This window comes from Nocardia sp. bgisy118, from assembly GCF_057708605.1.
The window spans coordinates 215,855-235,861 of sequence record NZ_JBYISM010000004.1; the positions used below are offsets into that span (position 1 = coordinate 215,855).

The 20,007-nt window shown below is 70.3% G+C and carries 15 protein-coding genes and 2 pseudogenes; 8 read left to right on the forward strand and 9 right to left on the reverse strand.

The window, feature by feature from the left end; translation table 11 throughout:
• Positions 1-27: 27 nt before the first annotated feature.
• Both AC3EO7_RS06755 and AC3EO7_RS06760 read right to left on the reverse strand, forming a co-directional pair.
• Positions 28-498 (reverse strand): annotated as a pseudogene (locus AC3EO7_RS06755) (ATP-dependent Clp protease ATP-binding subunit); the annotation flags it as partial.
• Between the two features lie 111 nt (positions 499-609).
• Positions 610-1,071, reverse strand: a pseudogene (locus AC3EO7_RS06760) (Clp protease N-terminal domain-containing protein); the annotation flags it as partial.
• Between the two features lie 323 nt (positions 1,072-1,394).
• On the opposite strand from AC3EO7_RS06760, the gene AC3EO7_RS06765 reads away from it, so the two are divergent.
• Positions 1,395-2,120 (forward strand): uracil-DNA glycosylase, encoded by a 726-nt coding sequence (locus tag AC3EO7_RS06765; protein WP_431969801.1) that lies wholly within the window; start codon positions 1,395-1,397, stop codon positions 2,118-2,120.
• Between the two features lie 23 nt (positions 2,121-2,143).
• Here AC3EO7_RS06765 and AC3EO7_RS06770 read toward each other — a convergent pair whose 3' ends face one another.
• Positions 2,144-3,784: a PucR family transcriptional regulator gene (locus AC3EO7_RS06770; RefSeq protein WP_435590719.1), complete on the reverse strand. Its 1,641-nt coding sequence runs from the start codon at positions 3,782-3,784 to the stop codon at positions 2,144-2,146.
• 136 nt (positions 3,785-3,920) lie between these two features.
• Between AC3EO7_RS06770 and pruA the strand changes: the two genes are divergently transcribed.
• The 3 genes from pruA to AC3EO7_RS06785 all read left to right on the forward strand — a co-directional run bounded on the left by pruA (position 3,921) and on the right by AC3EO7_RS06785 (position 8,187).
• Complete coding sequence (gene pruA / locus AC3EO7_RS06775) at positions 3,921-5,585, forward strand: L-glutamate gamma-semialdehyde dehydrogenase (RefSeq protein WP_435590720.1); 1,665 nt, start codon at positions 3,921-3,923, stop codon at positions 5,583-5,585.
• Positions 5,585-6,550 (forward strand): proline dehydrogenase family protein, encoded by a 966-nt coding sequence (locus AC3EO7_RS06780; protein ID WP_435590721.1) that lies wholly within the window; start codon positions 5,585-5,587, stop codon positions 6,548-6,550. The genes pruA and AC3EO7_RS06780 overlap by 1 nt, the downstream gene beginning before the upstream one ends.
• 185 nt (positions 6,551-6,735) lie before the next feature.
• Positions 6,736-8,187, forward strand: a complete 1,452-nt coding sequence (locus AC3EO7_RS06785) for an amino acid permease (RefSeq protein WP_435590722.1) — start codon at positions 6,736-6,738, stop codon at positions 8,185-8,187.
• A gap of 34 nt (positions 8,188-8,221) precedes the next feature.
• Here the strand turns inward: AC3EO7_RS06785 and AC3EO7_RS06790 are convergent, their stop codons facing one another.
• Both AC3EO7_RS06790 and AC3EO7_RS06795 read right to left on the reverse strand, forming a co-directional pair.
• Positions 8,222-9,916, reverse strand: coding sequence for a hydrogenase maturation protein (locus AC3EO7_RS06790; RefSeq protein ID WP_435590723.1), 1,695 nt, complete (start codon positions 9,914-9,916; stop codon positions 8,222-8,224).
• Between the two features lie 240 nt (positions 9,917-10,156).
• Positions 10,157-10,396 (reverse strand): EamA family transporter, encoded by a 240-nt coding sequence (locus tag AC3EO7_RS06795; protein ID WP_431969705.1) that lies wholly within the window; start codon positions 10,394-10,396, stop codon positions 10,157-10,159.
• A gap of 63 nt (positions 10,397-10,459) precedes the next feature.
• Between AC3EO7_RS06795 and AC3EO7_RS06800 the strand changes: the two genes are divergently transcribed.
• Entirely contained in the window at positions 10,460-10,984 is a 525-nt protein-coding gene (locus tag AC3EO7_RS06800; protein ID WP_431969704.1) for an Lrp/AsnC family transcriptional regulator, read from the forward strand.
• A gap of 38 nt (positions 10,985-11,022) precedes the next feature.
• Here AC3EO7_RS06800 and ald read toward each other — a convergent pair whose 3' ends face one another.
• From ald to glpK (AC3EO7_RS06815), 3 genes are all read right to left on the reverse strand, one after another.
• On the reverse strand, positions 11,023-12,132 hold the full coding sequence (gene ald / locus AC3EO7_RS06805; RefSeq protein ID WP_431969703.1) for an alanine dehydrogenase: 1,110 nt from the start codon (positions 12,130-12,132) through the stop codon (positions 11,023-11,025).
• A 236-nt stretch (positions 12,133-12,368) separates the two neighbouring features.
• A complete protein-coding gene (locus AC3EO7_RS06810; RefSeq protein WP_431969702.1) occupies positions 12,369-14,123 on the reverse strand; it encodes a glycerol-3-phosphate dehydrogenase/oxidase in 1,755 nt (584 codons plus the stop codon).
• A 65-nt stretch (positions 14,124-14,188) separates the two neighbouring features.
• Positions 14,189-15,703 (reverse strand): glycerol kinase GlpK, encoded by a 1,515-nt coding sequence (gene glpK, locus AC3EO7_RS06815; RefSeq protein ID WP_431969701.1) that lies wholly within the window; start codon positions 15,701-15,703, stop codon positions 14,189-14,191.
• Between the two features lie 140 nt (positions 15,704-15,843).
• Here glpK (AC3EO7_RS06815) and AC3EO7_RS06820 point away from each other — a divergent pair, with 140 nt between their 5' ends.
• From AC3EO7_RS06820 to AC3EO7_RS06830, 3 genes are all read left to right on the forward strand, one after another.
• A complete protein-coding gene (locus AC3EO7_RS06820) occupies positions 15,844-16,617 on the forward strand; it encodes an IclR family transcriptional regulator (protein WP_431969700.1) in 774 nt (257 codons plus the stop codon).
• Positions 16,618-16,690: 73 nt separating this feature from the next.
• Positions 16,691-18,208: a glycerol kinase GlpK gene (gene glpK, locus AC3EO7_RS06825; protein WP_431969699.1), complete on the forward strand. Its 1,518-nt coding sequence runs from the start codon at positions 16,691-16,693 to the stop codon at positions 18,206-18,208.
• Between the two features lie 129 nt (positions 18,209-18,337).
• Positions 18,338-18,721 (forward strand): DUF1304 domain-containing protein, encoded by a 384-nt coding sequence (locus tag AC3EO7_RS06830; RefSeq protein ID WP_431969698.1) that lies wholly within the window; start codon positions 18,338-18,340, stop codon positions 18,719-18,721.
• 45 nt (positions 18,722-18,766) lie between these two features.
• On the opposite strand, the gene AC3EO7_RS06835 is transcribed toward AC3EO7_RS06830, so the two are convergent.
• Positions 18,767-19,993, reverse strand: a complete 1,227-nt coding sequence (locus AC3EO7_RS06835; protein ID WP_431969697.1) for a cytochrome P450 family protein — start codon at positions 19,991-19,993, stop codon at positions 18,767-18,769.
• Positions 19,994-20,007 lie beyond the last annotated feature (14 nt).

Here is a 20,007-nt window from a genome sequence, read left to right on the forward strand (position 1 = left end):
ATAGTACCGCACGGAAGGGACCACCGCTCAGACTCCGGCTTCCACGGTTTGCCCGCCGCGATGCGCGATCGCGCCGAGAATCAACCCGCTGTCGTCGGCGTCGACGCGCACCGCATCACCCGGGCCGAGCTTGCCGTCCAGCAGCAGGCGAGACAGCTTGTTGTCGAGCTCTTTCTGCACCGTGCGGCGCAGCGGGCGGGCCCCGTACTCGGGCTGGTAGCCGTGCTCGGCGAGCCAGTCCACGGCGGGATCGGTGATGTCGAGGTCGATGTCCTGTGCGTGCAGCAGGCGGCGGGTGCCGTCCAGCACCAGATCCACGATGTTGCGCAGTTCCTGCCGGTCGAGACGGTGGAACACGATGGTCTCGTCGATCCGGTTGAGGAACTCGGGGCGGAAGTGCGCGCTCAGCCGATCCATCAGCTGCGGTGTGATCGCGTCGACATCGCCTTCGGGCGCGGAGAGGATCAGGTCGGAGCCGATGTTGCTGGTGTTGATGACGGCCCGCGCCTCCGCGGTCGGATCGCGGCTGTATTCGTCGAGCGTCGGCGTCTCGCTTTTCGCCGGTCGGCCGGTGGGGGCGGGCTTCGCGCCGGACAGCAGCACGTGGGCCGCCGGACTGTCGGTGAGGGAGGCGATACCGAGCAGGACGTGCTCGGGTCCGATATAGCTGCTGCCCGCTTCGGCCGCGCGGCGCTGAGCCGCCCGCAGGGCGAGCTTGGCGGCCGGGCTCAGGGTCACCGGCTCGTCGGCCTCCTCGGCGGGTTCGCCGGTGTCGCTGACGTCCCGCATCTGGTTGGCAACCTTGTCGGGGTCGTGGCCGAGTTCGGCGATGATGCTGCGACCGGGTTCCGCCTCGGTGGCCGCGTACAACAGATTCTCGGGGGTGACCTCGTGATTGCCCCAGTCCCGGGCCGTCTCGCGCGCGGTGGCGATCAGCAGTTTGGCGTTGTCGGTCATCAGCCGCCCGAGACCGGTGCGCTGCACGGGTGGCTGGGACATCATCCCCGAGCCGAAGAACCGCTGGAAGATGTCGTCGAACGAACTGATCGAACTGGGCCAACCCTCGGTCATGTCCACCTCGCTGCGTCGCGGCGCACGCTGTGCGCCAACGGGATAACGGACGGCGCCGGACGAGACGGCACCCCACTGGACTGCTCACGGTTCGCGCTCGTTCACATCGCGTCGCTGACGCCGGTGCGACCACGGGAAATCGAGCGCGCGCTCCCTGGCAACGTACCGCCGTTTCACAGGGGCTGGCAACCGCGCGGTTCGTGATCAAGTCGATACGGGCTAATCGGCCGCTACGTGCCGGGCGGACCTATCCTGCTGGCATGGCGACCGGCACCGGGCCTGTTCCGCCGCGGCCGGGCGACGGCCGTGATCGAGTGGTACCCATGTGCCGCACCCTCGCCGAACTCGACGCCTCGGTCGCCGATTGCTTCGCCTGCCCGCGCCTGGTGGCATGGCGGGAGCGGGTGGCGCGCGAGAAGCGCGCCGCCTTCCGCGACGAAACCTATTGGGGCCGACCGGTTCCCGGCTTCGGTCCGGACGACGCCCGGCTGCTGATCATCGGCCTCGCGCCCGCGGCGCACGGCGGAAATCGCACCGGGCGCATGTTCACCGGCGACCGCAGCGGGGACGTGCTCTACGCCGCCATGCACGCCGTCGGCCTCGCCAACCAGCCGACCTCGGTGCGCCGCGACGACGGGCTCGAGCTGCTCGGCGCCCGGGTCACCGCGCCCGTGCACTGCGCGCCGCCGGACAACAAACCGGCTCCCGACGAACGCGATCGGTGCCGCGGCTGGCTCGACCTCGAGCTCGGACTGCTGGCGCCGACGGTGCGTGCGGTCGTTGTGCTCGGCGCGTTCGGGTGGCAGGCGGCGCTGCCCGCGCTCGCCGAGGCAGGCTGGGTGGTGCCGCGCCCGCGCCCGAAGTTCGGCCACGGCGTGCGCTACACGCTGGCGCCCGCTGTCGCGAACCGCGCGGAACTGGAACTGTTCGGCTGCTACCACGTCAGCCAGCAGAACACTTTCACCGGACGATTGACCCCGGCGATGCTGGAGCAGGTGCTCGCCGAGGCGGCGACGGCCGCGGGACTGCACCCGCACCGGCCGCACTGAGATCGCCGACCCGGAAGGTCAGTTCACGCCGGGCGATTCCCGCGGCGGTGCAGGGTGAGCTGGAGCTCGAGGAGCAGTCGGTCGGCGGGGTCCGTCAGGCCGATGCCGGTGATGGACTCCGCGCGGCGCAGGCGGTAGCGCAGCGTGTTCGGGTGTACCCGCAGCGCGGCGGCCGCGCGGCGCACGTCGCCGTGCTCGCGCAGATAGCCCTCGACGCTCTCGCCGAGTTGCGAGCCGTGGTCGCGGTCGTAGTCGAACAGGGCACGCACGCGGGGGTCGCGCAGATCGTCGCGGGTGGCGAGCAGATCGAGGATCTCCCCGAGCAACACGGCGGTGCGGGATTCGGCGAGGGTGGTCACCCGGCCGCGCGGAAAGGTGGCGGCGGTGCTGTCCAGCACCCGATCGACCTCGGCGCGGGCGGCGGCCACCTCGGTGAGGTCGGCGACGGGAATGGCGATGCCCGCGCGCAGGACCGCGCCGCGGCCGGCCTCCAGCTGGTCGACCAGCTGCCGGGTCCACGCGATGACCGACGGCGCGGACCGGTATCCGGGCAGCAGCACATAGACGCGGTCGCCGAGCACGGTCGCGATCGAGTCGGGACGAAACGAACTCGCGTGCAACCGGATCACGCTGCCCAGCGCCGAATGCCGTTCCCTCGCGGGCGCATGCACGGCGAATCCGACGACGGCCGCAGGCCCGTGCACGGGGACGCGCAGCGCGCCCGCCACGGACGGTATGTCGACACCGGCGCCGTGCGCACCGAAAAGCCTTTGGAGCAGCAATGTTTCGGTGGACGGCGCGTCCAGGGCGCGCGCGATGATGCGGGCGGCGATGGCGGCGGCTCCGCACAGCACCTCCGCGGCGTCCGGCTTGAACGGCCGGTCACCCTGTTGCAACCAGATCGAGCCGAGTGTGCGCGACCCGCCGTCGACGGCCGTCGCGTGGATGCCGACGACCAAGCGGCGCTTGATGTTCAGCTCCCCGTGCGCGGGCAGGTCGATCACCTCGTCGCTGCGGCGCAGCCGGTCGAACACGCCCCAGTCGTGCAGCACCCGCAGGTAGTCGCGCGGGCCCTCGCGGCCGAGGATCGACAGGATGCGCAGTTCGTCGGCCGAGTCGTCGGAGGCCGAATAGGCGAGCACGTGCGAATGCGGGTCCTCGATGGAGACCATGCCGCCCGCGTTCTGCGCGACGATCTGGGCCAGCCCGAACAGGTCGGTGTCGGTGGTGAGCGGGTCGTCGGCGGGCCCGCCGCCGGCTGCCCGGTCGAGCACGCGGCGGACCTGCGCCAGCACCGCGTCCCAGCGCGCCTTGTGGTGCACCACGACCACCGCGACTCGCGACCGGCGGGCGGCGCCGCGCACCGAAGCCGACTCGGCGGTCGATTTGAGCAGCACTACGCGCGGGCGCTGCTCGGGCGGGCGCGCGGCCAGCTCCCCCAGCCAGCGCCGCACCGCCGACTCCCGCACACCCACCAGCAACGCCATGTCCGCCGGCGTCGCGGGCGTCTCGCCGAGATCGTCGCTGTCCAGCAGCGCCACCGAGCCGATCCCGACCGCGTCGCCGTCGGGCGCCTCGACCAGATCGATGACGGTGCTGTCGAGCGCGTCGAGCAGTTCGCGCAGCGGCACGCCCGCCCGCCGGCCCGGTTCCTCGGTGACCACGCTCACACCTTTCGTTCCGCTCGGCTTCGGCCGATCGGACAACAACTCGGTTCCATCTTTGTCCTATCGGCCGATCCTGCGCCGGGCTTTCCCGGAGTTGACTGCGCTGACCAGCTCCGACCAGGCAGGAGGATCCATGGACGCCATCGCGACCACGCCCACGCCCGTCAACGAACCGGTCGGCAGCTTCGCCCCCGGTACACCCGAACGGGAGCGGCTGCGCGCCGAACTGGCCCGGCTCACGGCGACACCGACCGAGGTGCACCACGTCATCGGCGGCCGACACCGCCGCACGGCGGGCCCGATCGTCGAGGTGGTGCAGCCGCATCGGCACGCCTCGGTACTCGGCACCGTCACGTTCGCCGAGCACCGCGATGTGCAGGACGCCATCGAGGCCGCCACCGCGGCCGCGCCGGGTTGGCGCGCGCTGTCGTTCGAGGACCGGGCGGCGGTATTCCTGCGCGCCGCCGCTCTGCTCGCCGGGCCGTGGCGCGAAACCCTCGCCGCCGCGACGATGCTCGGCCAATCCAAGACGGCGTACCAGGCCGAGATCGACACACCGTGCGAGCTGGTGGACTTCTGGCGCTTCAACGTGCATTTCGCGCGCCAGATCCTGGCCGAGCAGCCGATCTCCACGCCGGGCGTCTGGAACCGGCTGGAATACCGTCCGCTGGAGGGCTTCGTCTACGCGATCACCCCGTTCAACTTCACCGCCATCGCGGGCAACCTGCCCACCGCGCCCGCGCTGATGGGCAATACCGTGCTGTGGAAGCCCGCGCCGACGCAGGCGGTGGCCGCGTACTGGACCATGAAGCTGCTGGAGGCGGCCGGGTTGCCGCCCGGCGTGATCAACCTGGTGCACGGGGCGGGCCCCGAGGTCTCGGAGGTGGCGCTGGCCGACGCGCGCCTGGCCGGTGTGCATTTCACCGGATCCACCGCGACCTTCCGGCACCTGTGGCGCACCGTCGCGACGAATCTCGAGCGCTACCAAGGATATCCGCGCCTGGTCGGCGAGACCGGCGGCAAGGACTTCGTGCTCGCGCACAGCTCCGCCGATCCGGACGTGCTCACCACGGCCCTGATCCGCGGCGCGTTCGACTATCAGGGCCAGAAGTGCTCGGCCGCCTCGCGCGCGTTCGTCCCCGCCTCGGTGTGGGCGAGGATGGGCGTCGATTGCATCGACAAGGTCGGCGCGCTGACCTACGGCGACGTTACCGATTTCGGCAATTTCGGCGGCGCGCTCATCGATCGGCGCGCCTTCGACAAGAACGCCGACGCCATCGCCCGCGCGAAGGCGACGCCGGGGCTGACCATCGCCGCGGGCGGCCGAACCGACGACAGCGTGGGCTATTTCGTCGATCCAACCGTGCTGCTCGGCGACGATCCGGCCGACGAGGCGTTCCGCACCGAGTACTTCGGACCGATCCTGGCCGTGCACGTCTACGACGACTCGGCGCCCGGATCCTTCGACGCGGCAATGGAACTCGTCGACCGCGGGACGGCCTACGGCCTCACCGGCTCGATCGTCGCCGACGACCGCGCGGCCGTCGCCGCGGCCACCGACCGGCTGCGCTTCGCGGCGGGCAATTTCTACGTCAACGACAAACCCACCGGCGCGGTGGTCGGCCAGCAACCGTTCGGCGGCGCCCGCGCGTCGGGCACCGACGACAAGGCGGGATCACCGCAGAACCTGCTGCGCTGGACCTCTGCTCGCACCATCAAGGAGACCTTCGTGCCGCCCACCGAGCACCGTTATCCGCACCAGGCACCGACGCCCGGCACCGAGACGGAGGTGCAGTGATGCCCGCCGGACTGCTACGGCCCGCGCTGCTCGCGGCCGCTCGCTCGCCGCGGTTGGAGCGCGGCGTCACGCGGATGCGCGCCACCCGCTCGCTGGTCGATCGTTTCGTGGCCGGGTCGACCGAACCGCAAGCCATCGCCGCGGCCGAAGCGCTCCGGAGCTCCGGCCGGTTCGTCACCATCGACTACCTGGGCGAGGACACCACCGACCCGGCCCAGGCGCGCAACACCGTGGCACACTATCGCGAACTGTTCGCGGCGCTCGCTGAGGCGTTCGCCGCCGCAGAGCCGGGAACCGTTCGGCCGCTGGAGGTTTCGCTGAAGCTCTCGGCGCTCGGTCAGTCCCTGCCGCACGACGGCCACCGGATCGCCCTCGACCACGCCCGCGAGATCTGCGCCGCCGCCGACGCGGCGGGCGTCGCGGTCACCGTCGACGCCGAGGACCACACCACCACCGATTCGACGCTGGCGATCGTGCGGGACCTGCGCGCGGACTTTCCCGGCACCGGCACCGTGCTACAGGCGTACCTGCGGCGCACCGAGGCCGACTGCCGCGAGTTCGCGGGGCCGGGTTCGCGGATCCGGCTGTGCAAGGGCGCGTACCGGGAGCCGGAGTCGGTGGCGTATCAGTCGGCCGCCGAGGTGGACGCCGCCTACCTGCGGTGCCTGCGCATCCTGATGGACGGCGCGGGTTATCCGATGGTGGCCACCCACGACCCGGCGATGATCGAGGCCGCGCAGCGCTACGCCGACGAGGTCGACCGTAAGGCGGACGAGTTCGAGTTCCAGATGCTCTACGGCATCCGCGACGTCGAGCAGCGCCGCCTCGCCGAGGACCGGCGCCAGGTGCGCGTCTATCTGCCCTACGGCGACCAGTGGTACGGCTACTTCATGCGCAGGCTCGCCGAACGGCCCGCCAACCTGGCGTTCTTCCTGCGCGCGCTGGCTCCGGCCAACCGGCGCTGAGCCCGCCGCGCCCCGCCCGGCGTTGTCCGATCGGCCAAGCCTGGTCGAACATTATTTATCCAACTCACCGATCACACCGCGTTCGTGGTCCGATTAGCTGACAGCCACCAGTGTGATCCGCGTTACGGCGCACGCCCCGCGACCCGAGGCGTGCCGAGCCGAACGCAGCGGAGAAAGGAAGCCGCATGTCCCTCGCGGAGTTGCGCCACCAGATGTTGCGCCGCAAGCCCCTCGTCGAAGTCGAGGACGAGACGCCCACCGACGAACGGTTGGCCAAACACCTCGGCGTGTGGCAGCTCACCGCGATCGGCGTCGGCGGCATCATCGGCGCGGGCATCTTCACCCTCGCGGGCAGCGTCGCCAACAAGACCACCGGTCCGGCCGTGCTGCTGTCCTTCCTGGTGGCGGGCCTGGCCAGCGCGGCGGCGGCGCTGTGTTACGCGGAATTCGCCGGCATGGTGCCCAAGGCCGGATCGGCCTACACCTACGGCTACGTCTCGCTCGGCGAGTTCGTCGGCTGGTTCATCGGCTGGGATCTGCTGCTGGAGTACATCGCCGTCGCGGCGGTCGTCGCGATCGGCGTCTCCGGATACTTCGGATTCCTGCTCGATCAGGTGGGCATCACGCTGCCGGATTGGATGCTCGGCGCCTCCGGGACCGGCGAAGGCCACGTGGTCGACGTGTTCGCGATGGTGTTCTGCCTCGGCACGGCGTGGGTGCTGTCCCGCGGCATCCGCAGCGTCGGCCGGTTCGAGACGGTGGCCGTCGGCATCAAGGTCGCCCTCGTGCTGCTGATCATCGTGCTCGGCGTCTTCCAGATCGACAGCGCGAACTACACCCCCTACTTCCCCTACGGCACGGGCGCGGTGATGACCGGCGCGGCCACCGTGTTCTTCGCGGTGTTCGGCTACGACGCCATGAGCACCGCGGCCGAGGAGTCGGTCGACGGCAAGAAGCACCTGCCCAAGGCGATCCTCTACTCGCTGGCCATCGCGATGGTGCTGTACGTGCTGGCCACCCTGGTGCTCACCGGCATGCAGAAGTACACCGAAATCGATCCGGAGAGCGGCTTTTCCACCGCCTTCGAGTCCGTCGGCATGCCAGGCATCGCCAACGTCATCGCGGTCGGCGCCATCGTCGGCATCATCACGGTGGTGCTCACCTTCATGCTCGGGGTGACCCGGGTGTGGTACTCGATGAGCCGCGACGGCCTGCTGCCCGAATGGTTCGCCAAGACCCATCCGGAGCGCAAAGTGCCGACCCGCGTGACGTGGATCGTCGGCGTCGGCTCGGCCGTCTTCGCCGGACTGCTGCCGATCGACCTGGTCGCCGAGCTCACCAACATCGGCATCCTCAGCGCGTTCGTGGTGGTCTGTGTGGCCGTGCTGGTCTTCCGCTACACCCGGCCCGAGGTGCCGCGCACCTTCCGGCTGCCGTTCATGCCGGTCGTCCCGATCGTCGGCGTGGTGTTCTCGGTGTGGCTGATCCTGTCGCTGCCGTGGGAGACCTGGGTGCGCTTCGGGGTCTGGCTGGTGATCGGCCTGGTGATCTATTTCGGGTACTCGCGCACCCACTCCAAGCTCCAGCAGACCGGTCCCGCCGCGCCGCCGCCGGCCGGCGAGCACGCTCGGGCGTAGCCTGCCCGTCCGAGGCGAGCCTGCCGCGCGCGGGTCATCCGAGCAGATGCGGCGGGGTCACGGCCGGAGGCGCTTTGCGCACGAAGTCCCGCCGCAGCGCGTGATACGGCTCGCCAGGAGCGAAGAAGTTGCGGTGCATCCTGGCCAGCTCCGCGCCGCGATAGGCGTCCAACGGTTTGGTCATCTCGTCGGCGGCGCGGCGTTGCTTCTTCGCCACAAGGCGCTGCGCCAGCTCCGCGCCGCCCGCCAGACGCGCCGCCTCTCGCCGTGTCGAGTCCGAGAAGGTCTCGGCATCGCCGGGTACGACGCGGTCCACCAGACCGAGTGCCGCGGCCGCACCGGCTCCCACCGGGAGCGCCTCCCGCATCAGGCGCTCGGCCTCGGTCGCGCCGACGCGCCGGGGCAACAGATAGGTCCAGTACTCCGAGCCGTGCAGGCCCATCAGCCGATAGTGCGGGTTCAACACCACCGACTCTCGGCACCACACTTCGTCCGCGGCCAATGCCAGCATCACGCCGCCCGCCGCCGCGTTGCCCGCCAGCGCCGAGATCACGACCTTGTCCGTGGTGGTGAGGATCGCCTCCACCACGTCGTTCATCGCGGTGATATTGAGCCAGGATTCGACCGCCGGGTCGTCGGCCGCCTCGATGACGTTCAGGTGGATGCCGTTGGAGAAGAGGTCGCGCGGCGAGCCGAGCACGAGCACGTCGATCGGTCGCGCACAGGCCTGCCGGTAGGCCGACAGCAGCGCGCGGCACTGGCGGGCGCTCATCGCGCCGCCGGGAAAGGAGAACTCGAGGTAGCCGACGGCACTGTCCTCCCAGTAGCGCAGCTCGGACCAGGTGTCCCGGATCGTGGCCGCCGCGGGTGACACGGGCACTTCCCTGATTGACGCGGGCAACCCGGAACCGAGCGCGTCGGTCGCGGGCCGCTTGAACGTCGGCGGGCCGCCTGCCTCCCGGCGCGGACGTAGCTGCGGCACCCACACCGCGCCGTCGACGGTCGCCAGGCAGATCGCGCAGGCACGGGTGGCGATGATCGTGCCGGGACGGCCACGCAGCCGATCCTCGTGATGGCCACCGTGCAGGTAGAACTCCTGGCCGCACAGCTCGTCCAGGACGCCCGGTTGCGAATCGGCGGCGCGTAACTTCCGCAGCACGACCGTCGTGTCGTCGGAAGCCCAGTCGATCCGGCGGTATCGCTGATCGTGATAGGGCCGAAGCCGTCCCCTGGCATCGGACCGGACGCGGCCCAGCGGCTCCGGCTGGAAACGGCCGCCTGCGAACCGGGCGAGCGCGAGCAGCACGGCCCGCACCGCGGCATCGGCGACGTCGGTGCGATAGAGCTCGCTCTTGCCGCAGGCGGCGACGGTGAACGGCACCGAAGCCCAGATCGGTCCCGCGTCGAACTCCGCCACCGCCTGAAGCACTGTCACAGCCCACTCGCGTTCGCCGTCGTGAATTGCCCAATCGAGAGAGGAGGGCCCGCGGTCACCGATGGGTCCCGGGTGCACGATCAGGACGGTGTGCGCGGACCAGATGTCCTCGGGGATCGCGGTGGTGAGCATCGGCGCCAGGATCAATTCCGGCTGGAAGGCCGCCACCCCCGCCCGCAACAATTCGTCGCCGAGCGCCAATTCGACGCCGACGTGGTGGTCGCGGGCACGCAGTTCGGCGTGGACGCGCTGGGTGAGACTATTGAATGCATTGGCCACCAACAGAATTCGCAAGACACCCTCCATCGCATGTAGAGAGCTTTACGTCTTCCCCGGAAAACACTCGGTGCGAAATTCGCACGGCACTCGTCGAGGTACTTCCCGGACCACCGCCACCATTTCTCGGACACGAACGACAATCCAAAAGCGCAAGCCATTATCACTCGAGTCGATTCGACCGGCCCGCAATTCCGCGATTCGACCTCCCGACCGGCGTGGGTTCGGCACCGCACGCGGTCCCGAACCCGCGACAGTTCACTCCCCGCGGCTCCACCGGCCCGGCGCGAGCGTGAGCAGCGCGAGCCCCACGCCCAAAACCGCCAGGCCGCACCACGATACGAGCGGAAGACGCTCGCCGACGATCACCACGCCGAGTATCGCGGCGACGGCGGGCTCGGCGAGGGTCAGCGTGGTGGCCACCTCCACCGGCGTGTGCCGCAGACCGTATCCGAAGAGCCGGTAGGCCAGGAATGTGGTGAAGAAGGCCAGATGCATCCGATCGACGATTGTTCGGACGATCGGGCTCGGAATCGAATCCAATTCGCTAAGATGGGGTCGATGACCAGCAAGGATTCAGCCGACTCCCCGCCGCGGGCCTCCTCGAGTCGCAGTCGCGCGCCGGTCCCCCTCGACGACGTCGACCGCGTCCTGCTGGACCACCTGGCGCGCGACGGCCGGATCACCAACAACGCGCTCGCCGCGGCGGCCGGTATCGCGCCGTCGACCTGCCTGGGGCGGGTGCGGGCGCTGGTGGAGCGCGGCGTGATCCGCGGCTTCCACGCCGATATCGACCCGGCCGCCCTCGGGCGCGGCTTGCAGGCGATGATCGCGGTACGGCTGCAAGGGAATTCGCGCCAGCGCCTCGCCGAGTTCGGCAATCGGCTCGCGGCGCTGCCCGAAGTGCTCAATGTGTATTTCATCGCGGGCGCTGACGACTATCTGATCCACGTCGCCACCGAGAACACCGACGAGCTGCGGGGTTTCGTGCTGGAGCACCTGAGCGCCAACCCGGCGGTGTCCTCGACGGAGACGATCCTCATCTTCGAGCACCTACGTCCGCAGACACCGGTGCCCGGGCATTGAGCGCGGCCGCGCCCCGCACGGTGCGCGGCGTTCGGACCTCACGCGGCGACGAGCCGCTCCGCGGTGTAACCGTGTGCGGCGGCGACGGATTCGGACAGCAGCATCCCCTCGTGGGTGCTCAGCCCCGCGGCCAGGCCGGAATCGGCGGCCGCCGCGGCGCGCCAGCCGTGCTCGGCCACCGCGATGACGTAAGGGAGGGTGGCATTGGTGAGCGCCACCGTGGAGGTGTTCGGCACCGCGCCCGGCATGTTCGCGACGCAGTAGAACACCGAATCGTGCACCCGGTAGGTGGGGTCGGCGTGGGTGGTCGGACGGGAATCGGCGAAGCAGCCGCCCTGGTCGATGGCGATGTCGACCAGCACCGATCCCGGCTTCAACTGCTCGACGAGGTCGTGCGACACCAGTTCGGGCGCCTTCGCGCCCGGCACCAGCACCGCGCCGATCACCAGATCCGCTTCGCGCACCAGATTCTCGACCTCGAGCGCATTGGAGACGACGGTGCGCACGTGCCCGCGGTACTGCTCGTCGACCTCGCGCAACCGGCCGATGTTCACATCCAGCACGGTGACCTCAGCGCGCATCCCGACCGCGACGGCGATCGCGTTGCGACCCGCCACTCCCGCGCCGAGCACCACGACCTTCGCGGGCCGCACCCCGGGCACCCCGCCCATCAGAACGCCGCGGCCGCCCTCGCTGCGCATCAGGTGGTACGCGCCCGCTTGCGGCGCGAGCCTGCCCGCGACCTCGCTCATCGGCGCCAGCAGCGGCAGGCTGCCGTCCCGGCCGGTCACCGTCTCGTAGGCGAGGGCGGTGACACCGGAGGCCAGCAGCGCGTCGGTGCACTCCCTTGACGCGGCCAGGTGCAGATAGGTGAACAGCACCTGCCCGGCGCGCATCCGCGAATACTCCTCGGCCACCGGCTCTTTCACCTTCAACACCAGATCCGCGGCGGCCCAGACCTCGTCGGCCGTCGGCAGCACGCGCGCGCCGACGTATCCATAGGCCGCGTCCTCGAACGCCGATCCGGCGCCCGCCCCGGCCTCGAGGAACACTTCGTGTCCGCGAGCGACAAGTTCACGCACACCGGCGGGTGTGCACGCCACCCGGTACTCGTGATTCTTGACCTCGCGGGGGATCCCGATTTTCATCAGCACTCCTGTCGTCTCGTCGGCTTTCGAGTCAGAGCGAATCCCTATTGATGGGGATCGCGACAGGTCTCAGTATGAAAATTCTGCGAGATCAGATCCAGATATCCGAAGATAATTCTCAGATTGGGTCGTATATATACGTGATCGACGAGACGGTCGGTCACCGCGGCCGTCCGGTCGAATCATCTTCGACCGGTTCGGACCGGGCGCGGGCGCGGAGGCCGCGCCCACACCGGCTACACCGAGACCCGGTCCTCTTCCGGCGCCCCCGCGATCCCGCGCGAGTCCGGCGCACTGAGCCGGACCACATCGGCCGACCGGTCGTCGGGCTGCTCGTTGGCGCGCAGTTCGGCCTCGACGCGGACCCGGTAGGTCTCGATCTCGCGCTCGACTCGCTCACCGCCCCAGCCCAGGTACGGGGCCACCAGCCGCGCGACCTCGGCCGCGACCAGGACCCCGCGGTCGCCGGTCTCCACCGACAGGTGGGTGCGGCGGGTGAGGATGTCGTCGAGGTGCAGGGCGCCCTCGTGGGTCACCGCGTAGACGATCTCGGCCCGCAGGTACCGGGAATTGCCCAGCGGGGCGCCGAGTTCCGGCTGCGCGGCGACGATCTCACGCAGTTCCGCCACGGCGCTGCCGTACCGGCCGAGCAGGTGCTCCACGGTCGCGAGGTCGACGCCGAACTCGTCGGCCAACCGGGCGCGGGAGAGCGAGAGCTCACGGTATCCGTTGGCGCCGACCAGCGGCACCCGCTCGGTGCACGACCGGGCCACCCGCCCTGGCAGATCCGCGACGGCGGCGTCGATGGCGTCCTTGGCCATCACGCGGTAGGTGGTGTACTTGCCGCCCGCGACGATCACCAGGCCGGGTACCGGCGTCGCCACGGTGTGCTCACGCGAGAGCGCGCTGGTCTGCTCGGAGGCGCCCGCGAGCAGGGGCCGCAGCCCGGCGTAGACGCCGACGATGTCGTCGTGGTCGATCGGCTGTTCCAGCAGCCGATTCACCTGGGCGAGAATGTAATCGATGTCGGCGCGGGTGGCGGCGGGGTGGGCCAGGTCGTGGTCCCATTCGGTGTCGGTGGTGCCGATGACCCAGTGGTCCTCGCTCCACGGGCACGGGATCACGAACAGCAGGCTCTTCTCGGTCTCGGTGATCAGGCCGGTCGCCGAGTCGATCCGGTCGCGCGGGACGACGATGTGCACGCCCTTGGAGGTGCGGATCCGGAAATCGCTCGTCCCGCCGAGCATCTCCTGGATCTCGTCGGTCCACGGACCGGCCGCGTTCACCGTGCGCTTGGCGCGAACGGGAATGTGCCTGCCGCTCTCCAGGTCGTGCACGAGCGCGCCGACGATCCGGCCGTCCTCGCGCAGGAAGTCGACGACCCTGGCGCTGGAGGCGACGAGCGCGCCGTGGCTCGCGGCGGTGCGCGCCAGCATCATGGTGTGGCGCGCGTCGTCGAGCTGGCCCTCGTAGAAGCTCACGCCGCCGCGCACCGTGCCGCGCTTGGCCCCGGGGAAGCGGGCCAGCGTGGCCCGCCTGCCCAGATGCCGATGATGCTGCGGCACACCACGTCCCGCGCCGAGCACGTCGTACACGCCGACGCCTGCGCCCACCCAGGCCCGGTCGAGGCCGGGGCGTTCCAGCGGGTAGACGAACTCCACCGGCTTGGCCAGATGTGGCGCCAGGGTCTCCAGGATCAGCGAACGCTCCCGCAGCGCCTCGAAGACCAGGGCGAAGTTGAGCTGCTTGAGGTAGCGCAGGCCGCCGTGGACCAGCTTCGACGACCGGCTCGAGGTGCCGGAGGCGTAGTCGCGCGCCTCCACCAGGCCGACGCTGAGGCCGCGGGTCACCGCGTCGAGCGCCGCGCCAGCGCCGACCACGCCCGCGCCGATGACCAGCACGTCCAGTTCGGTGCTCGCCATGGCGTCCAGGGCGCGGCTACGCTCGGCCGGGCTCATCGCGACCGGTGAAGTGAGAGAACGGTCGACCATGTCGGTCTCCTTCTGTGTTCGAAAAGTGGTGCGCGCGTGCGCAAGTGGTCGGTGAGTGGTGCCGCTCATCGCGTCGGCGCCCAGTCGAGGGTGCGGCCGATGGCCTTCTGCCAGCCCTCGTATCCGGCGGCCCGCTGTTCCTCGGTCCACTCCGGTCGCCAGCGCGCGGATTCGCGCCAGTTCTGTCGCAATTCGTCGGTGCCGCCCCAGAATCCGACGGCGAGGCCCGCGGCGTAGGCGGCGCCGAGCGCGGTGGTCTCCGACACCACCGGACGGCTCACCGGCACGCCGAGCACGTCGGCCTGGATCTGCATGCAGAGGTTGTTGGCGGTGACTCCGCCGTCCACCTTGAGGACCTCCAGCGCCACCCCGGAGTCCTTGAACATCGCGTCGGCGACGTCGCGGGTCTGGTAGCAGATCGCCTCGAGGGTGGCCCGCGCGATGTGCGCGTTGGTGGCGTACCTGGTCAGCCCGACGATCGCGCCGCGTGCGTCGGAGCGCCAGTGCGGCGCGAACAGTCCGGAGAACGCCGGGACGAAGTACACGCCGCCGTTGTCGGCGACCTCGCCCGCCAAAGTCTCGCTCTGCGAGGCGCCCTGGATGATGCCGAGCTGGTCGCGCAGCCACTGCACCGCCGAGCCGGTGACAGCGATGGAGCCCTCCAGCGCGTACACCGGGTCCTGTCCGGCGAACTGATAGCAGACCGTGGTGAGCAGCCCGTTCTTCGACCGCACCGGCGTGCCCCCGGTGTTGAGCAGGAGGAAATTGCCGGTGCCGTAGGTGTTCTTGGCCTCGCCCGCGGACAGGCACACCTGCCCGATCATCGCCGCCTGCTGATCGCCGACGGCCGCCGCGACCGGAACCTCGCCTGCCAGTGGGCCGCGCGCGGTGGCGCGACCGTAGCCCTCGGGCACGGCGGAGGGCCGGATGGTCGGCAGCATCGCGCGCGGAATGTCGAACAGGGCCAGCAGTTCGTCGTCCCAGTCCAGGGTTTCCAGGTCCATCAGCATGGTGCGGCTGGCATTGGTCACGTCGGTGACGTGCACGCCGCCGTGCACGCCGCCGGTCAGATTCCACAGCAGCCAGGAGTCGATGGTGCCGAACAGCGCCTCGCCGTGCTCGGCCGCGGCGCGCAGGCCGTCGACGTTCTCCAGCAGCCAGCGGATCTTGCCGCCCGCGAAGTAGGTGGCGGGCGGCAGCCCGGTGCGCTGCCGGATCAGTTCGCCCGCACGGGATTCCAGCTCGGCGGCGATCCGGTCGGTGCGGGTGTCCTGCCAGACGATGGCGTTGTGGTACGGCCGTCCGGTGCGCCGGTCCCAGACAACGGTGGTCTCACGCTGGTTGGTCACGCCGATCGCGGCCAGGTCGGCGGCGCGCAGGCCGTGCGAGTTCAGCGCCGTCTGGATGACGGCCGAGGTGCGCTCCCAGATCTCGACCGGGTTGTGCTCGACCCAGCCGGGACGCGGCAGGATCTGCTCGTGTTCGAGCTGGTGCTGGGCGACGACGGCGCCCGCGTGGTCGAAGACCATGAAGCGGGTGCTCGTGGTGCCCTGGTCGACCGCACCGATGAGGTCTGGCATGCGTCTCTCCATTTGTCCGTTGCCCGGCGCGCGTGGCAGCCGGTGCGCCATGCCGAAGGTAGGCAGGGGGCAGTGCCGCGACAACGGGGCACGTTCGACATTGTCGAACGTTGCTGATCCTCGGCTGTAGAGTCGACTCCGTGCCGGGACCGATCCAGTCCATCGAACGCGCCGCCGCCATCCTGCGCGTGGTGGCCGAGGCGCCCTTCGGCGTCGGCGTCGGCGAGCTCGCCGGCGCGCTCGGCCTGCCCAAGGCGACGGCGCACGGCCTGCTGCGCACCTTGCAACGCGTCGGCTACATCGAGCAGGACGACAGCACCGGCAAGTACCTGATCGGCGCCACTGCGCTCGGGCTCGCCGACGCCCGGCTCGACACCAACGTGTTGCGCTCCTACGCGATGAACTGGGCCGACACCCTGGCCGCGCGCTCCGGCGAATCGGTGCGGATCGGAGCCCTGCGGGGCGAGGGCGTGTCGGTCGTGCACCACGTGTTCCGGCCCGACGGCACCGAGCAGACCCTCCGCGTCGGCATCGAACTTCCCCTGCACGCGACCGCACTCGGCAAGGTGCTGCTCGCCTACACGCCCGGCCTGACCGAACGCGTCGCGGGCGCGCCGCTGCCCGCCTACACCCGGCGCACCGTGACGACGCCGCGCGCGGTGCAGGCCGAGATCGCGCGGGTGCGCGCCCAGGGCTATGCCGAGGACGTCGCCGAGTTCGCCTTCGAGCGTGCCTCGGTGGCGGCGCCGCTGCGCGACGCGGGTGGGCGCGTGGTGGGCGCGCTCGGCGTGGTGGGGGCCGTCGACCGGATCACCGATCCCGGCGTCCGGCCCCGGCTCGTCGAGCTGGTGCGCACCACCGCGGGCGCCGTCTCCCGCGATCTGAGCGCCGAACGGCCGCGGGTGGGCCGATGAGCGAACGCAGTGAGCGAACCATGTGCCAGCGCGCATCGCGCATGCCGGAGCCGAGCGCCAGCGAGGCGCGGGCATGAACGTCGAACGCGGCCGCGGCCGCTATGTGATGGCCATCGACCAGGGCACCACCTCCAGCCGGTCGATCCTGTACGACGCGGCGGGACAACTGGTTTCGATCGCCCAGCGCGAGCATCGGCAGCTGTATCCGGCAGCCGGACGGGTCGAGCACGACGCCGCCGAGATCCGCCGCCACGTCGCGACACTGGTCGACCGGGTCATCGCCAAGGCGGGCGTGGCCGCCGACCAAGTGGTGGCGATCGGCATCGCCAACCAGCGCGAGACCACCGTGCTGTGGGACCGCGAGACCGGCGCACCGATCGGCAACGCGATCGTCTGGCAGGACACCCGCACCGAGGAACTCGTCGCCCGGCTCGCCCGCCGCCCCGAGGCCGAGGAGGTGATCCGGCGCTGCGGCCTGCCGCTGCTGAGTTACTTTGCGGCGCCGCGCATCCGGTGGCTGCTGGACCGGGACGAGCGGCTGCGGGAACGCGCCGAGCGTGGCGCGGTGCTGTTCGGCACGATGGACAGCTGGCTGATCTGGAACCTCACCGGCGGTCCGCGCGGCGGCGTGCACGTCACCGATGTGACCAACGCCGGGCGCACCATGCTGATGAACCTCGGCACCCTGGATTGGGACGACCGGCTGCTCGACTTCTTCGACATCCCGCGCGCGATGCTGCCCGACATACGGTCCAACGCCGAGGTGTACGGCCGCACCGCCGCGGGCATCCCGATCGCGGCCGCGCTCGGCGATCAGCAGGCGGCCCTGTTCGGCCAGACCTGTTTCGCGGCGGGCGAGGCCAAATGCACTTACGGCACCGGCAGTTTCCTGCTCACCAACACCGGCACGACGCCGGTGCGCTCCACCCACGGACTGCTCACCACGGTGGCGTTCCAGATCGGCGGCGAACCCGCCCGGTACGCGCTGGAGGGTTCGATGGCCGCCACCGGGACGCTGGTGCAATGGTTGCGCGACCGGCTCGGGCTCATCGAGGCCGCACCCGAAATCGAAACTCTCGCAAGCACCGTCGAGGACAATGGTGGCTGCTACGTGGTGCCCGCCTTCTCCGGCCTGTTCGCGCCGCGCTGGCGGTCCGAGGCGCGCGGAGTGATCGCCGGGCTCACTTCCTACATCACCAAGGGGCATCTCGCCCGCGCGGTGCTCGAGGCCACCGCGTGGCAGACACGGGAGGTGGTCGACGCGATGAACGCCGACACCGGCTACGCGCTCGCCGAACTGCGCGTCGACGGTGGCATGACCTCCAACAACCTGCTCATGCAACAGATCTCGGACGCGCTCGGGGTGCCGGTGGAACGGCCGCTGTTCTCCGAGACGGTCTCGCTCGGCGCTGCCTACGCCGCGGGCCTCGCGGTCGGCCTGTGGCCCGATATGACTGGGCTGCGCCGCAATCGGAGCACCGCGAGCCGGTGGCTGCCGACGATGCCGGAGCAGCGCAGGGAGCGGGAGTACCGCCGCTGGTCTCGTGCCGCCGAGCTCACCTACAACTGGAACGAGCCCGGCGAGGCGTGATTCGCGCGCGTGGCGCGACGGCGCGTCGGCGAGCCGTTCGCCGCGCCGACGCTACGGTGCTGGAAGCAAAAGCTCGAATTCGTCCGGTACACCGCGTCGCCGCGTCGGCGCCCACCGAGGAGGGGCATCTTGCTCACGGTCGTCCAGATACTCGCTGTGCTCGCGGCGCTGCTGCACGGCTATGTCTTCGTGCTCGAATCGCTGCGATTCGCCGAGCCGAAGGTCTACGCGGCAACGTTCCACGTCGAGCGTGACGACTTGGCGGCCGTCCAGCCCTGGGCCTTCAACCAGGGCTGGTACAACCTGTTCCTCGCGATCGGCACGTTGATCGGCGCGCTGCTGCTGCCCACGCTTCCGCAGGCGGGTTGGGCGCTGCTGCTGATCGGTTGCGGGTCGATGATCGCCGCCGCGGGCGTCTTGGTGGCGACCGATCGGCGTTTCGTCAAGGCCGCCTTCATCCAGGGCACACTGCCCGCCCTCACGCTGCTCGCGGGCCTGATGTCCCAGATCTGAGCGCGGGGAGGGTCGCTCGCGCGGCCCTCCCCCGCGGACGACTCGTTACGGGTTCAGGTACACCGGCAGGCGGTGGTGACCGTTGGAGATGAAGCTGGGCACCGTGCCGAGTTCCTCCGGCTCGGCGGCCAGCCGCATGTTCGGGAACCGCGCGAAGATCGCGGGCAGCGAAACGGCGGCCTCCATGCGCGCCAGCGGAGCCCCGAGGCAGTGGTGGGCACCGTAGCCGAAAGCGAGGTGATCCTTGTTGGCGCGGTGGACGTCGAATTCGCCTGCGGTGTCGCCGTGCACCTTCGAGTCGCGATTGGCGGCCACGTAGGACGCCAGGATCGGCTCGCCCTTCGCGATGCGGCCGCCGCCGTCGAGTTCGATGTCGTCGACCGCGTAGCGCAGCGGCAGGTGCGCGACCGGAGCCTCGAACCGCAGCGCCTCCTCGATCAGATCGGACCACGCGGCCCGCTCCTCGATCAACTCGGCGCGCTGCTCGGGATGGGTCAGCAGCGCGTGAATTGCCTGGTCCAGCAGGTTCACCGTGGTCTCGTGGCCCGCGCTGATCACCAGCAGCAGGGTGTCGATCAACTCCTGATCGGTGAGCTGGGCGCCGTCCTCCTCGTCGTGGTGCGAGATGAGCAGGCTGGTCATGTCGTCGCCGGGATGCTCGCGCCGGTAGGCGACGAGCTCGCCGAGGATGCGGTACATCTCCATGTAGTTGGCCTGCGACTGCTCGGGGGTGAGCGAGGTGTCGAAGATGCCGTCCACACAGGTGCGCAGTCCCGCGTTCAGCGACTCCGGCACACCCATCAGCTCCGAGATCACCTGGATCGGCAGCGGATACGCGAAGCCCTCGCGCAGATCCACCGGCTCCCCGGCCGGGGCGGCGGCGAGTTCGTCGAGCAGGGCCGCGGTGATCGCCTCGATGCGCGGGCGCATGGCCTCGGTGCGGCGGTGCGTGAACGCGGGCGCCACCAGCTTGCGTAGTCGCCGGTGGTCGGTGCCGTAGGCGGTGAACATGTTGTTGACCGCCACCCACAGGAACAGCGGCCAGTCCTGCGGAATCTCGCCGTTGATGAACGCGGGCCAGTGCTGGCGCGCGTCCTTGGACACTCGAGGATCGACCAGCAGCTGCTTCAACAGTTCGGCATCGGTCACCGACCACGCACGCACACCGCCCGGCAGCTCGACGAGAACGACCGGTCCGCGTTCACGCAGGCGCGCGGACTCACCCTGAATATCGGCACCGGTGGGGTCGAGGACAAGGGGCTGACTGTCCATCGGGGCACTCTCCT